Raw genomic sequence first — 15326 nt, forward strand, 5'->3', positions numbered from 1 at the left:
TCCAAATTGTCTACAAAGTGAAAGCCCCGTCTCGTTGACCAGGTGGAATATGATCACCGTCGAGGCTATAGAATAATTTAATGTGACTATTGATTTACATAGCAGTGTAGTAGCCGCCCCCTAGGCCAGCAAGTCCCAACTCAGCGGCGTGCCGCGCTGGATGGGCACTTTGGCGGTTCGCCCGATCACCTGCTCCAAAAATTTGGGAGGTAAGCCAAACCCTGGGCGGATTGCGCGAACATTGCGGGCTGTCAGCGTTTCACCAGGTTCAATAGCTTCCACTACATAAAGCGAACGTCGGAACGCCAGCGATTTTTGCTCTACTTCACCCACACCATAGGTAATGTGACCGAGCGACTGCCAGGCACGTTCTGTTTCGACGACCAAGGACTGAAGCTCCGCGGGCTCCATTGAAAATGCAGAATCCACGCCCCCATCAGCTCGGTTCAAGGTAAAGTGTTTCTCTATCACCGTTGCACCCAGTGCCACCGCAGCTACAGCCGCCCCGACACCCATGGTATGGTCTGACAGACCAACCTCACAGCCAAATAACTCACGCATGTGAGGAATGGTTCGCACATGGGAATACGCCGGCGTAGCTGGGTAGGTACTGGTACACTTCAGCAACACCAGATTTTGGCACCCTGCTTGACGTGCGGCTCGAACAGTCTCATCCAATTCAGCCACAGTCGCCATGCCGGTTGAGATGATCATCGGCTTACCCGTTGCTGCCACCCTGCGAATCAGGGGGAGATCTGTGTTTTCGAATGAGGCTATCTTGTAGCAAGGGACATGCAGCGACTCCAGAAAATCGACTGCTGTATCATCAAAGGGTGTACTGAAACACAGCATACCCAGCTCGTGGCAGCGCGCCATGATTGGGCGGTGCCAGTCCCAGGGCGTATGAGCCTCATCGTATAACGAGTACAAAGTACGCCCCGCCCAGAGACTATGGGGATCATCAATGGTGAAACCAGGCTCCTGGCAGTCCAGCGTCATGGTGTCGGCGGTATAGGTCTGCAGTTTCAGTGCGTGTGCACCGGCTTTGGCAGCGGCAACCACAATTGCCAAGGCCCGATCAAGTGATTGATTGTGATTGCCCGACATCTCGGCAATGATGAAAGGTGGTTGGTCTATCCCGATCCTGCGCCCACCAATCGAAAATGAACGGTTGGACATCTCAGCCCCCCAGTCGCTTGATAAAGTGCTGCGATGTGGCTTGATATCCTGCGGTTTCGAATAGCTTGGCCGAGCGCAGATTATCCACACGCACATTTGCCTTTAGTCTGGACACATCAGACCAGTGAGTTTGCAGCCAACGCTCACCCGCTATTAGCAAGTGCTTTCCCAGCCCCTGACCAATTCGGTCTGGCACCAGATAGATAGATATAGTAGCCTCTGAACGAGTGCGATCAAATCTCAGCACGCCTAACACCCCTGCATCATCCGATGCAATCAACAATGCGCAATCCTTGTCTACCAAGGCAGTATTTAGCCATCGAATGTGGGTTGCAAAAGGAATTTCTTGATCATCCCCCGCAAATTGACGAACGGTGGGATGATTGCGCCAGGTGTGCAAATCCACAGCATCATCCATGCAGGCAGGGCGCAACTGAATCGCTGCAGCATGATTGAATGTAAGCATCGCGCTGGCAACTCGTTGCGCACCTAACCCATCCACCTGCTTACTTGCCAACTGACGCTTCATAGATTGGCGCCAAGCAGAATTCCCCAACAACAATGCACTACTGCTGACTATGGTTGGCAGATCAAGCATATGCACCGGCCCTAAGTAACATTGTGCGCCTTGCATGGCCAATTCTTCGTTAAAGGCCTCTTGATTGGGTGCTACCGCAACAATGATCGACGGTAACCGCAGACAGACCCGCTCCCAGGTTGTGGCCCCCCCCGCTCCAACGAAAATGGTAGCCTTTGTCATCAAGGTCGCCATCTGAGTAGTTGCGATGTGACATCGTACCCGTGGCTGAATCAGCGCCAGTTGCTGAAGTGCGTGGGCATCTTCACACAAGGCACCCACCACCACATCAAATTGGACATCCACTGGCAAACCAGACAACAGGGCTTGCACAACTGGAAGCGTCAGCCGCGCAGGGTCGCTACCACCAAAACTGACCAATACGCTTGGCGGATCGACCAACTGCGCTGGCTGAGCATGTAACGGCCCAAAAGCAGGTTGTAACAAGGCATACCGAGGCCCAAGCAGACATAGGCATGCCGGATCAACCAGCCCACAATACCGGCTTGCACGGTCTTCAAAGTCATTCTGATCCAGCAGAATATCTGCATCCAGCATACGATTGGCGAGGTCATCAATCACCAACAAATATTGCGCTACAGATCGTACTGCCAGATGCCAAGCCTGGCCCAGATGATATTGATCCACCACCAACCACTCGACAGCTTCGCCCTTCAATGCATCGATTGTATGCTGGGCATCTTCAAGGTCTGTTGCTGACGATGCTAAGGCCTTGGTTCGATAGCCCTTCACCCGAATCATCGTCAATAGATGTTCTGGCGCTTCGACACATAAAAACAGAATTTTCAATCCACGAGTCGATAATGCATCAGCCAATGTCAGGCATCGCATGATATGACCCGCTCCGACGCGGACGGAAGCATCGCACCGGAACGCTATCAAACTGGCCACGATACCAACCCAGCCGCCAGTACCGCTTCAGCCATCTGCAAATCGGCCACCGTATCAATATCCAGCGATCGAGGCCAGGGCATTTCATAGGCATATAAGGGCTGGCCAAAATAGCTACCCGCTGCTTCAAACGCGGCCACATCCAGCACGTGAATCGCCCCATTCGGGCGAAACGCTGAAGGCATCTCCTGCGACTTTCGCCCAAAATACTCAGGAAACCAGGGAGACACCACCCCGTCCTCCAGCTTCATTGCAGCAAACGGCGTGTGATCAAAAGCAGACACACTCAGCAAAAATTTGGCTTGTTTGGTATCAAACAAGGCGACAGCTTCTGCAATATCGCTGGCTGTGCGAAAAGGGCTGGTGGGCAGCAAGATGATCATGCGCTTGTATTCCTCACCTTGTGTGCGCAGTGTCTGCAAAGCGTGCAAGGCGACTTGTACAACGCCCGCTGGATCACAACCTAATTCAGCAGGTCGTAAAAATGGCACATCGATCCCATATTCACGCGCAACAGCTGCAACCGCCTCATCTTCTGTCGATATGATAATGCGCCCACAAACACCTGCCCGCCGTGCAGCCTCAGCGGCCCAGGCCAATAGCGGCTTTCCGCCCAAAGGCAGGATATTTTTCCGGGGCAAGCGGGTGGAACAGCCTTTTGCTGGAATCAGTGTCAATGTGGCCATATTCGCAAAACACATTCAAACTCGTGTCATCAGCAGATTCATCGTCATTCACAACGCTGTGAACTTCAAACTCTGCTGATCAAGCACCGGATTACCTGTTGCCTTCGGTGGATTAGCAAGGTTGTAGTACAAGTGACGATTGGCTTCTGAGAAGGTCCGGTCCGCGACCTGCCTGACACGCTGTTTTTCCTCTTCAGGGCCAATAGCATGTCGAGTAACTGCGTCCAATGGTGCCCAGCCCCCACCCGCATCACGCGACCAAATGCGTGCGTCCCGTTGATGATCGACCAGCGAATAAAACTCAGATTTGCGAACCCCCAAGAATTCACAATAGGTATCCAGTGTTTTCGGCTCGCGGTGATCGTAGTGTGCGACTTGTGCTATACCTTCCTCCCTTGTCAACCGGCCATGACGAATTTCCATGCTGGCATCATCGGTAGCTCGGCCATATCCGAATTTCAGATATTTCAGGTAATCATGTACGTCATTTGCGTGATCTTCGATCTTGGCATGTAGATTGAAGCTACGATCACGCTCATAGGCAACCGGTGCAAAGTCCCATTCACGAATCATCAGCTCCGCATGCTCCTTGGCATTCCAATCCACAAAATTGGATAAATAGATACCACGAACCTCAGTCTTCTCTATCTCTTCGTCAGTTGGGTAGATGTATGGCGCCACATCATGTAATGTAATTCCACCCTTTCCGATCAGATCATGGGGTTCATATCCGCGCATATCATGTTCTTTACGCGTCCAGCGGGTGAATTCGACAAAGTCCTCCAATGACACGATACCAGTCAATTCGGCAAAACCGTGCTCACCCCAGACAATTAGCGGTATGTTGTACTTGACTGCCACTTGAAACGGAAAAGTGCGGATACCGGCATGGTAATGCCATGTCAAATCTCCGACTGTCTGCAACATAAACCGGGACAACCGCCTGACTGCATCCACACCGGCGGTGTAACGGATCAAATCACAGCCGGACTTCTCTACCAGATTGGACAGATTACGTAAGCCAGCAGGCGAGTTGTAGACATGATTGAAAGTCACCAACAAGGGGTTCATGCCATATTTCTTTTTCAGCAACCATACCTGGTAGTGCGAATCCTTACCGCCAGAAACAGGAATGATGCAATCATGGCAATTGCCGCGTGCACGCGCCATACGTCGAGCTTCTTCCAAAATCTGCTCAAGCATGGCCAATCGTTCTTCCCAGTCCACCTCCAGTCGACCGCGGCTTTCGTGGTAGCGACAACCACTACAAACCCCATCTTCATCAAAAATAATGGTGGGCTTGGCATTCTCCGGATAAAGGCACCGTGCGCAATACCGCATATTATTCGCTCCTGACAGGAATACCTGCTTCGGCCAGAAAACGCTTGGCCTTACGGGTGCTATGTTCAGTGTAATGGAAGATATTCGCCGCAGCAGCGGCCTGAGCACCAGCATTCAATCCATCCACCAAATGCTGCCAAGTGAAGACACCGCCAAAGGCAATCACTGGCACATCAACTGTTTGGCAAACGGCTTGCAAAGCTGATAGATGATAGCCCTTGCGAGCACCATCATGATCAATGGAATTGAAGAACAGCTCCCCCGCACCCAGCTCGACCATTCTTCTGGCCCAGTCAATTGGTGCTATTTTTGTATCATCACGACCACGATTTACCATCACGGTAGTTTCGCCAGACACTTGCAGCTTCACATCCATAGAGCCAATGATGCACTGCCTTCCATAGCGGGCTGACAGCGTTTGGACTAGATCGCAGTGAGTGTGAAACGCCGTATTCAGCACCAACTTATCAGCACCTGCACGCAGTAAGGTTTCGGCATATGCAGCATCATTGATCCACCCTCCTGCCGACAGTGGAACAAAACATTGCCCAGCGATGCGTCTTACCGCATCAGCAAATCCCTCACGGGATGTGGAATCAGGGGATACATTTAACATCACCAGCTCGTCCACTGCCCACTTGTTGAAGCACTCGACCGCATGGACAGCATCATAGTGAATGACATTGGTGTGTTTGAACCTAACACTTTGTACCACTTGGCCATCGCGCAAGATCAGGACTGCGATCAGGCGCTTTTTCAGCATGTAGCCATCTCCAACTCTGTGGTAGCCATCAAAGCCGCATTCCAGGCAATGAAATTCTTCAGTATCGTCAAGCCGATACGCTGACTTTTTTCCGGGTGGAACTGGATACCCACCAAATTATCTCGGGCAATCATGGCCGCAAATGGCCCGCCATAATCGCACCATGCAAGTACATCGTGCTGACTGATGGGCTCAACGCGATAGCTATGCACAAAATAGGCGTCTGCCTGGGCGGGCACTTGACTCAAAACAGGGTGTTCTCGTGAGAAAGCCAGATCATTCCAACCAATGTGGGGCACCTTCTGATCTGGAATCGCAGGAAAACGGCGCACATGTGCATCAAACCAACCTAATCCGGTATGCAAGCCGTCTTCGGTAGAATCCTTACACATCAGTTGCATACCCAGACATATACCCAAAATGGGCCTTCCGGTCCGTCTATAGGCATCCAGAGCAGTAGCCATGCCACTCGATCTCAATCGCTTGACTGCGTCAGCAAAGGCACCCACGCCAGGCAAAATCAACCTGTCATAATCCAGCAATCGCGTCGGGTCTGTCACAATGTCTGCCAGTCCACCCGCAACCATCACAGCATTGCTCACTGAAGCCATATTACCAACGCCGTAATCGGCAATACCAACTCGCACACTCATGGATCAGTCCTCCGCACGCAGGTGTTCGCCGGAAAGCAAGGTGCCTGCAGGCAGTGTCTGTACAAACCGGTGTTGCAGCAATGCTTCATATTGATCTGGTGAAATACCAAATCCAGGGCGACGGAACTCTACAGCCACGTCAGCAAGTTTCTGCCCCGCCGACACAGACTGTAGAAGATGTACACTACGGCGTATACGTTTACGCTTGGAAAGCTCTTCCGCATGTAGAATGCGTCGAGAAGAACCGAAGGCGATTTCCACATCCCGAATCGTCTGGATAAACTGACGCATTTCATGTGGTTCAAGTGAAAATACGTGCTCGACGCTACGCGTGGTGCGGTCTTCAGTTATGGTCTTTTCCAGCAGGTTGGCACCCACTGCTAACGCAGCCACATCCATTTCCCAACCTGGCGTGTGATCTGAAAATGCAACCGGATAGGGAAACATCTGCTTCAACGTTTTGATAATATTGAGATTGATACTTTCCAATCGTGCAGGGTAGCCGCTTGGGCACTGATGAATGATGATGTTCTCATTCCCTTCGCTACGAATCACATCAATAGCCTGCTCGACTTCACCCAATGAAGCATTGCCCGTATCCAATTGCAGACACATTCCTGTTCGTGCCGCCTTTCGAATCAGGGGAAAGTGATTGACATCAGCAGAGGCAATCTTGATAGAGTCGCAATTCAAATTTTCCAGCAAGGCGATTTCATCATCAAACCCAACTGTTGCAAAAAAAGCCAAGCCCAGTCCGTCGCAATAGGTTTTTAATATGCGCCATTCCGCATGGCTCAGTGATCTACGGCACAGAATGTCATACAGCGGCTCTTCTACCGTTTCCAGCCTGCCTGAAGCCCGATCCACCAATACGTCGTAACTAAACAGCAATTGTTTGTCTGCGACCAATCGATCTGGATCCAGAATCTGAAACTTGACCGCATCCGCCCCCGCCTGACGGGCCAGCTCGACCAGTCGCTTGGCTGAGGCCAAGCCATCATGTGTCGGGCCGGCTTCGTAGGTGATGAAACAGGGTTCGCCGTCCCCGACTTTACGCTTGCCAAAATGTACCGCCATGGCTTCAACCTTTTTCAAATATCGCTATCATGTTATCGACCACTTGTCGGAAATCTTGACAGGTCAGGCCTGGGTAAAGCGGCAGGGTGATGGCATGCCGGTAGTAACGTTCAGCCACGGGGAAATCGCCGGGTCGAAAGCCCAGCCGTCGATAATAAGGCTGCAGATGCACAGGGATGTAATGGACATTGACGCCGATACCCGCGCTCCGCATGGCGTTGAATACCCGCTGCCGCTGTCCGTCTGCCTGCACCTGCACCACAAACAGGTGCCAGGCCGATGCCTGGTCATTCGATGGGTCCGGCAGCTGCAGTGGCTGGCCGTCCAATGCAGTCCGGTAGGCTGTCACCCACTCTCGGCGCTGGCGGACAAAATCGTCAATCCGGGTCATCTGGCTGGCCCCCAGCGCGGCCTGGATGTCTGTCATCCGGTAATTGAAGCCCAGCTCGATCTGTTGGTAGTACCAATCTCCCTCTGATGGGCCCTCCATGCAGGCTGGATCACGGGTGATGCCATGGCTGCGCAGGCGGACCAACTGTTGGTAGAGGTCCTCCCGATTGGTCAGGATCATGCCGCCTTCACCACTGGTGATGATCTTGACCGGGTGGAAGCTGAATACGGCGCAATCCGAGAATTCGCAGCAGCCGATCGGCCTGCCCTGGTAATGCCCACCAATGGCATGCGAGGCGTCTTCGATGATGGCGATACCCCGTGGCCGGGCCAGTGCGGCAATGGCTTGCATATCACAGGATTGGCCGGCGAAATGCACCGGTACCAATACGTCTGGCAAGGTGTCATTCGCTTCGGCCTGTTGCAATCTGTCGGCCAGCGCGGCTGGGCTCAGGTTATAGCTCACGGGGTCGATATCGACGAAATCGACCGCTGCCCCGCAATAGCGCCCACAGTTGGCTGATGCAACAAAGGTATTGGGTGACGTCCATAGGCGCTTGCCTGGCCCCAGCCCCAGCGCCAGGCAGGCCAAATGCAAGGCAGCGGTGGCATTGGCCACGGCCACGGCGTAACGCACCCCACAGTAGGCTGCCACCATCTGCTCAAACCGGGGCACTGCCGGGCCTTGGGTCAACCAGTCGGAACGCAGCGTGGCGACGACTGCTTCGATGTCGGTTTCAGAGATGTCTTGCCGACCATAGGGAATCATACGTCTGCACGATCCAATTCAATCAGCTCATCGACCGTGAGAAACCAGGGGTTGGTTTCAGAGCTGTACTCAAAATCATCTGCCACCGTTTTGCCAGCTTCATTCAACTGATTGCGTGAGAAATCCGCAGGCTGGGTGAACAGAATGGCGGGCTTGATCACATAGTGGTCATCGAATTCGATGGTCTGGAATGCCGCATCACGCGGCACCATCAGCTCGTGCAGTTTCTCACCAGGCCGGATTCCAATGACGCGGTGCGGTTTGTCTGGCGCCATGGCTTGCGCCAGATCGACGATTCGGATGGAGGGAATCTTGGGAACGAACAACTCTCCGCCATGCATGCGGGCGAAGTTCTTCAGGACAAAATCCACGCCTTGTTGCAGGGTGATCCAGAAGCGGGTCATCCGCACATCTGTGATCGGCAGATCTGGCGCACCATCTTGCGCCAGTTTGCGGAACAAAGGCACGACCGAGCCGCGTGACCCGACCACATTGCCATAGCGCACCACGGCGAAACGGGTGATATGCCCACCGGTAATGTTATTGGCCGCCACGAACAATTTATCGGACAGCAGCTTGGTCGCGCCGTACAGATTGATCGGGCTGGCCGCCTTGTCGGTGGATAGGGCGATCACTTTTTGTACGCCACTCTCGATCGCGGCATTGATGACGTTCTCCGCCCCCCAGACATTGGTGCGGATGCATTCGGTAGGGTTGTATTCGGCTGCGGGCACCTGTTTCAGCGCCGCCGCATGAACCACATAGTCGATGCCACGCATCGCCTGGCGTAGGCGCTCGCCATCTCGGACATCGCCCAGGAAGAACCGCATGCAGGGTTGGTTGAACTCCTGCTGCATTTCATATTGTTTGAGCTCATCCCGCGAGAACACCACGACCCGGCGGGGCTGATGCCGGGCCAGTAATGTCCGGATGAATTTACGCCCAAAAGAGCCGGTGCCCCCGGTGATCAGAATCGATTGATTGTCGAACATCGGCCTCTCCTTTTTGCATTACACACAGGCACACTTATACCCTGCCAATCAATATGACCATCAGTCATCTTCGACTGGCATGTCGGGAAACAACACGTCGACAAAACCAAAGCGCTGCATGTCTTGTATCCGCATCGGATATAGCACACCCCACAGGTGATCACACTCGTGCTGTACGACGCGGGCGTGAAAACCGCTGACCGTGCGATCGATGGGTCGTCCGAACTGATCCATGCCACGATAACGGATGGTCATGTGACGGGGCACCACACCACGCAGACCAGGCACTGACAGGCACCCCTCCCATCCTTCCTCCATCTCGTCGCCAATCGGTTCGATTTGCGGGTTGCAGAGTACGGTATAGGGCACATGGCCTGCATCTGGATAACGGGGGTTTTCCTTGGGTGCTTTACTGCCGAAAATCACCACCTGTTCGCTGACGCCGATCTGGGGTGCAGCGATTCCAGCGCCATTCATGGCCAGCATGGTGTCTTCCATATCTTGAATCAGCGCATGCAAAGCGGGTGTATCGAATGTCTCGATCGCAGCAGCCATCTGCCACAGCAGCGGCTCACCCATCTTCAGCACCGGCTTAATCGGCATCGTGATCCACCACATATTCCAACACGTTACGCACCTGCTCCATGGCACCGGTCAGCACTGCGTGAATGGCCGCCATGTCAATGGCACTACCCTGCGGCTCTCGCCCCGCCGCATGGTTGGCCACCACCGCCAGCGCGGCGTATTCGATTCCCAGCTCCCGCGCCAAGGCCGCTTCCGGCATACCGGTCATGCCTACCATGGTGGCGCCATCACGTTCCAGTCGGTTGATCTCGGCAGCCGTCTCCAGGCGCGGCCCCTGGGTGGCCGCATAGATTCCACCATCCGATACCGCCACCTGGGCAGCGTGCGCGGCTTTCAAAATGCGCTGCCGCAGCTTGTCGGAGTAAGGCTCGGTGAAGTCGATATGGGTGACGGGTTTCTCCCCTCCTTCAAAGAAGGTGAATTTACGCCCATAGGTGTAATCGATCAGCTGATCAGGCACCGCCAAGGCACCGGGCTTCAGCGCCGCAGCAATCCCCCCGACCGAGGCCACCGCCACGATACGCTTGACCTTTTGACTCGACAGCGCCCAGATATTGGCGCGGTAGTTGATCTCGTGGGGTGGGATGGTGTGCCCATAGCCATGCCGGGCCAGAAACACGACGTTGTGATGCTTGATCCGACCAAACGTCAGCGGGCCGGATGGCTCGCCATAAGGGGTGCGGATCACTTGGCGATGGGTGATTTCCAGATTGGCCAGTTGGGTCATGCCCGTTCCGCCGATGATGGCTAGCATTGCGTCTCCTTCTGATAGCGTATCGACCGCTCAAGCAATAATTGACCAAGCGCCTTGCATGTGGACATCATGCAATATGATGGAATCCGCGCAGGCTGATGCAATAGGCCATTGATGCCACCCACTCAGATGCCGCACCTCACAAGGACGCGATTATCTACATTATCGACGGTTTCCCGCAGCAATGCCAGTACTGGCGCGGGCTGAGAGGGAATCACTGAATACATCGCCAACGCTATCCCATTCAACCTCAAACAAAAAAGGCACATGCGCCTGCATGTGCCTTGAGCCACGGTTTGAGGGATCAAGCCACCCAATCGCAGTGATGTTGCTTCAGGAAGGCCGCGAACTCACCACCGACCTCCGGGTGTTTCAGCCCATATTGGATGGTGGCTTTCAAATACCCGAGTTTGGAGCCACAGTCATAACGCGCCCCCTCGTACTCATAGGCAAAGGCAGCCTCATATTTGAGCAATGCCGCAATGCCATCGGTCAATTGGATCTCGCCGCCCGCACCAGGCTGTACATTCAACAGCATGTCAAAGATGCGCGGGGTCAGGATGTAGCGACCAACCACAGCCAGATTGGATGGTGCGTCCGCAGGCTTGGGCTTTTCCACGATGGAGCGGATGCGATGCACATGCGGCTTCTCCTCATCCACGGCCACGATGCCGTATGAGCCAGTCTGCTCGGGCTCGACAGTCTCCACGCCCAGAATCGAGCAATGGCAACGATCGAACTCATCCACCATCTGCTTCATCACAGGTTTCTTCGCATCGCACAGATCATCTGCCAGAATCACAGCAAATGGCTCATTCCCCACCACGGGCTGCGCGCACAGCACGGCATGCCCGAGCCCCAGCGCCTCGGGTTGGCGGATGTAGATGCAGGTAACATTCTTCGGAATGATACTTTGTACAATTTCGAGCATTTGATGCTTGTTGCGCATCTCCAGCTCATTTTCCAGCTCATAGGCTTTGTCGAAATGGTCTTCGATCGAGCGCTTGTTACGACCAGTGATGAAGATCATCTCAGTGATCCCCGCCTCGACCGCCTCTTCTACTGCATATTGAATCAGTGGCTTATCCACCACTGGCATCATTTCTTTCGGGCTTGCCTTGGTGGCAGGCAAAAAGCGCGTGCCCATACCAGCAACGGGAAACACCGCCTTCTTGACCTTCTGCATTCCACATCCCTTTCATTACTTATGAATTTGCTTGAAAAGCGCTCAGCGCAACAGGTGGCTACCAATTCGGTGCAGTGACCACGTTCCCGGGCTTCACCGCGTCAGGCAGGCTGCTGCACTGTTGCCAGTAAAGCTTGAAATGCCGCCTCATCCAGAATTTGCACACCCAACTCCTGCGCTTTGGCTAATTTACTGCCGGCATCTGCGCCAGCCACCACATAGTCGGTCTTTTTCGATACGCTGCCCGCAGCCTTCCCGCCTACGGCCTCGATCATGGCCTTGGCTTGATCCCGCGTCAGGGTGGGCAGGGTGCCGGTCAAGACAAAAGTCTTGCCCGCAAAGGGGCTGCTGGCCAACGCTGAGGGCTCGATGGCAGGCCAGGCCACTTCAGCCTGGAGCAGCTGTTCGACCACCTCGGCATTATGCGGCTCGCCAAAGAAGTCCCGGATGCTCTGAGCAACGATCGGGCCCACATCCGGCACCTGCAACAGCATCTCGTATTCAGCCGCCCTCAACGCATCGAGCTGACCAAAGTGTTTCGCCAAGTCTCTGGCCGTTGACTCACCGACATTGCGAATGCCGAGAGCATAAATGAAACGGGGCAAGGTCGTGAAGCGACTTTTCTCGATGGCGGCCAGCAAATTGCCAGCCGATTTCTCGGCCATCCGATCCAACCCGGCCAAACTGGCCTTGTCCAGCCTGTATAAATCGGCAGGTGTATGCACCAGGCCGACATCCACCAATTGCTCCACCAGTTTATCGCCCAGGCCCTCGATATCCATGGCCCGACGCTGGGCGAAGTGGATCAATGCCTGCTTGCGCTGCGCGGAGCAGAATAACCCGCCACTACAGCGTGACACGGCTTCGCCCTCCTCCTTCACAACATGCGAGCCGCAAACCGGGCAGGACTTGGGCATGTCAAAGGGTGGATGCAGCGGCACCTGCTCAGCTGAGAATAAATCCGCACCGGGCACCTCGCGGCAGGGACGGCGCTCGACCATCACCCGTGCCACCTCAGGAATGACATCGCCAGCCCTGCGCACCACCACAGTGTCACCAACCCGGACATCCTTACGGCGCACCTCGTCCTCGTTATGCAATGTGGCATTGGTGACTGTTACCCCACCGACAAAGACCGGCTTCAGCCGGGCAACCGGCGTCAATGCGCCAGTACGCCCCACCTGGACATCGATCGCCTCCACCGTGGTCATGGCCTCTTCCGCCGGGTATTTATGCGCCACGGCAAAGCGCGGAGCGCGTGACACAAAGCCCAATGATTGCTGGAAATCTAGCTGATCGACCTTATACACCACCCCATCGATATCGAAAGGCAAGCCTGGTCGCTTGGTACCGATCTCCTGGTAGTAATCCAGCAGCCCTTGTGGCCCGATCACTTGTCGACGCAACTCACAGACCGGCAGCTGCAGCGACTGCAGCCAATCCATCAACTCGGTCTGGCGTGTAAAGTCCGGCCCGCCTTGCATCTCGCCCAGATTATAGGCAAAAAAGCTCAAGCGCCGACTGGCCGTGATGCGGGAATCGAGCTGCCGCAGGCTGCCTGCCGCCGCGTTGCGCGGATTGGCGAACAGTTTCTCACCTTTGGCAGCCTGATCACGATTCAGCCGCTCGAAATCCGCCTTCAACATCAACACCTCACCACGGATCTCCACCAGGGCGGGCGGTTGATCCGTGGCCAGCTTCAATGGGATGCAGCGGATGGTGCGAATGTTGGCAGTGACATCTTCGCCTGTCAGCCCATCCCCCCGGGTGGCGGCCTGCACCAATATCCCGTGCTCATAGGTCAGGCTGATCGCCAAGCCATCGAACTTCGGCCCGACTTCGTAGGCGATCTGTTCGGCATGCACGGCCTCACGAATCCGCCTGTCAAAAGCCTCGACATCTTCCGCCTCAAAAGCGTTGTTGAGCGACAGCATCGGGGTACGATGAACGACGGAGTTGAATTCATCCAACGGTCGCCCGCCCACGCGCTGGGTCGGCGAATCTGGCGTCAAGAGCGCTGGATGAGCCTGCTCCAGAGCTTGTAGCTCGCGAAACAAGGCGTCGTATTCAGCGTCTGGGACTTCCGGATCATACAGTACGTAATAACGATAATTATGGTATTCAAGCAAAACGCGCAGCTCGGCTGCGCGCTCAGTAACAGAAGTTGGAATCATGCGAAGAGTCGGAGTGCGGTTGGGCTGCCTGGCTGGATGCCACGCTGCTCCATACGACGATAGAGTTCGATCAGCTGGCGGCGGATGGCCCCCAGTCCTTGTTCATTGAGCGGGCGGCGATTGTCATCCACCAGCTCGCCATCCAACGATTCCGCAAGATGGTCGGCCAACTTGGCCACACGATCGAATACGCTCACCCCACCCACCACGCGCGGCACATCAAACAACAGGGTGACAGCGTTCACTTTCATCTGACGGATGGTCGCGGAAGAGAAGGATTCCTGCCCCAGATTGCACAACGAGAACAGCGTCTGGCCATGCTCATTGCGCAGGTGGAACAGCCCATCATCCGCCAGCTGCATGCCCGCCGCCTCGCACAGCGCCCGGATCTTGGTCGCGGAGAAGGGTGTTCCATCCCGGCTGACGATATTGAGGCCGATCAACACATCGACATCTGCGCAGAATGTATCGAGATCGGTGGCGGCCATCAATGCTGGCGTGCGTTGCGGCAGCTCGACCACTGCGCCGATATCTTCACCGACCAGTCGGATGATACGCACGAACTCCAGCAATTGTGCATCGCTGACCGGGCCCTTGCGATCAGCCAGCTGCAAGCCCACCCGCAATTGGCGGAAGCTGCCGGCGGCGCCAGGATGGATCATGCTCCAATGCTCACCCTCGGCGTCCAGCCCGCTCCAGCGCACGGGCTTGCCGATATTGGCGGCATCTTCCATCGACACCTGCAGATTACGCACCGCGACCGGCTCGGTCAGATGCAGTTCGGCAATGAAATCGATACCGCTGTCGAGCACTGTGTTGGGCAAGACAGACAGCGCAGCGGTCGTTTCCGCCTGCGGGCTGGGAGAGGTGACCGGTGTAACGGCTGGCGAGGTATCGACCAAGCTCGGCTCCAGTCGCGGGGTGTCGGGCTCGGCTCGGGCGGCGGTTTTCGGCTTACGTTCCAGCAGCACGTCCTCGGCTGGTTTTTCAAAGGCTTGTTCGGCTTTGCGGCGGAAGCTGCGCTCCTGCCACCAGTTCAATGCCCAGACGCCGCCAATGATGCCGACGGCGGCCACGATCAAGGCTAGGTTGAGATCGCTCATGTGGGGTTGGATGACTCGACTACGGGTTTAATTCGGCACCCGTGCCACACTGTCGCGCTGGATTCAGGGCAACATGACATGACACGGACTCTTATTTTCCGACATTCAGCGGAAAAGCGACAACTACTTTAGTAAAGGCTTACATTCGCCTTGACAGTCAAAGCATGGGCAATCCACCCACGTTG

14 protein-coding genes are annotated in these 15326 nt (G+C 55.2%); all 14 read right to left on the reverse strand.

Annotated elements, in window-relative coordinates; all coding sequences use genetic code 11:
- Positions 1 to 120 precede the first annotated feature (120 nt).
- The gene (pseI, locus tag HNQ59_RS00630; RefSeq protein WP_184033741.1) at positions 121 to 1179 is read right to left on the reverse strand and encodes a pseudaminic acid synthase; all 1059 of its coding nucleotides are present in this window, start codon (positions 1177 to 1179) and stop codon (positions 121 to 123) included.
- A gap of 1 nt (position 1180) precedes the next feature.
- Complete coding sequence (gene pseG, locus HNQ59_RS00635) at positions 1181 to 2608, reverse strand: UDP-2,4-diacetamido-2,4,6-trideoxy-beta-L-altropyranose hydrolase (RefSeq protein ID WP_246490794.1); 1428 nt, start codon at positions 2606 to 2608, stop codon at positions 1181 to 1183.
- Between the two features lie 47 nt (positions 2609 to 2655).
- Positions 2656 to 3354 carry an acylneuraminate cytidylyltransferase family protein gene (locus HNQ59_RS00640; protein WP_184033748.1) on the reverse strand — a complete coding sequence of 233 codons (699 nt, stop codon included), beginning with the start codon at positions 3352 to 3354 and terminating at the stop codon, positions 2656 to 2658.
- A gap of 48 nt (positions 3355 to 3402) precedes the next feature.
- Positions 3403 to 4695 carry an N-acetyl sugar amidotransferase gene (locus tag HNQ59_RS00645; protein WP_184033750.1) on the reverse strand — a complete coding sequence of 431 codons (1293 nt, stop codon included), beginning with the start codon at positions 4693 to 4695 and terminating at the stop codon, positions 3403 to 3405.
- Position 4696: 1 nt separating this feature from the next.
- Complete coding sequence (gene hisF / locus HNQ59_RS00650; protein ID WP_184033753.1) at positions 4697 to 5458, reverse strand: imidazole glycerol phosphate synthase subunit HisF; 762 nt, start codon at positions 5456 to 5458, stop codon at positions 4697 to 4699.
- Positions 5452 to 6111, reverse strand: coding sequence for an imidazole glycerol phosphate synthase subunit HisH (gene hisH, locus HNQ59_RS00655; protein ID WP_184033756.1), 660 nt, complete (start codon positions 6109 to 6111; stop codon positions 5452 to 5454). The genes hisF and hisH overlap by 7 nt, the downstream gene beginning before the upstream one ends.
- Before the next feature lie 3 nt (positions 6112 to 6114).
- Positions 6115 to 7188: an N-acetylneuraminate synthase family protein gene (locus HNQ59_RS00660; RefSeq protein ID WP_184033759.1), complete on the reverse strand. Its 1074-nt coding sequence runs from the start codon at positions 7186 to 7188 to the stop codon at positions 6115 to 6117.
- 4 nt (positions 7189 to 7192) lie between these two features.
- On the reverse strand, positions 7193 to 8347 hold the full coding sequence (pseC, locus tag HNQ59_RS00665) for a UDP-4-amino-4,6-dideoxy-N-acetyl-beta-L-altrosamine transaminase (protein WP_184033762.1): 1155 nt from the start codon (positions 8345 to 8347) through the stop codon (positions 7193 to 7195).
- Positions 8344 to 9339 carry a UDP-N-acetylglucosamine 4,6-dehydratase (inverting) gene (gene pseB, locus HNQ59_RS00670; RefSeq protein WP_184033765.1) on the reverse strand — a complete coding sequence of 332 codons (996 nt, stop codon included), beginning with the start codon at positions 9337 to 9339 and terminating at the stop codon, positions 8344 to 8346. The genes pseC and pseB overlap by 4 nt, the downstream gene beginning before the upstream one ends.
- Positions 9340 to 9399: 60 nt before the next feature.
- Positions 9400 to 9942 carry a peptide deformylase gene (def, locus tag HNQ59_RS00675; protein WP_184033768.1) on the reverse strand — a complete coding sequence of 181 codons (543 nt, stop codon included), beginning with the start codon at positions 9940 to 9942 and terminating at the stop codon, positions 9400 to 9402.
- Positions 9932 to 10678 (reverse strand): S-methyl-5'-thioinosine phosphorylase, encoded by a 747-nt coding sequence (locus tag HNQ59_RS00680; protein WP_184033771.1) that lies wholly within the window; start codon positions 10676 to 10678, stop codon positions 9932 to 9934. The genes def and HNQ59_RS00680 overlap by 11 nt, the downstream gene beginning before the upstream one ends.
- A 304-nt stretch (positions 10679 to 10982) precedes the next feature.
- The gene (gene galU / locus HNQ59_RS00685) at positions 10983 to 11864 is read right to left on the reverse strand and encodes a UTP--glucose-1-phosphate uridylyltransferase GalU (protein ID WP_184033774.1); all 882 of its coding nucleotides are present in this window, start codon (positions 11862 to 11864) and stop codon (positions 10983 to 10985) included.
- Between the two features lie 101 nt (positions 11865 to 11965).
- Positions 11966 to 14038: an NAD-dependent DNA ligase LigA gene (gene ligA / locus HNQ59_RS00690; RefSeq protein WP_184033777.1), complete on the reverse strand. Its 2073-nt coding sequence runs from the start codon at positions 14036 to 14038 to the stop codon at positions 11966 to 11968.
- On the reverse strand, positions 14035 to 15141 hold the full coding sequence (locus tag HNQ59_RS00695; RefSeq protein ID WP_184033780.1) for a cell division protein ZipA: 1107 nt from the start codon (positions 15139 to 15141) through the stop codon (positions 14035 to 14037). The genes ligA and HNQ59_RS00695 overlap by 4 nt, the downstream gene beginning before the upstream one ends.
- Between the last annotated feature and the right edge of the window lie 185 nt (positions 15142 to 15326).

The organism is Chitinivorax tropicus, from assembly GCF_014202905.1.
Lineage (GTDB): Bacteria > Pseudomonadota > Gammaproteobacteria > Burkholderiales > SCOH01 > Chitinivorax > Chitinivorax tropicus.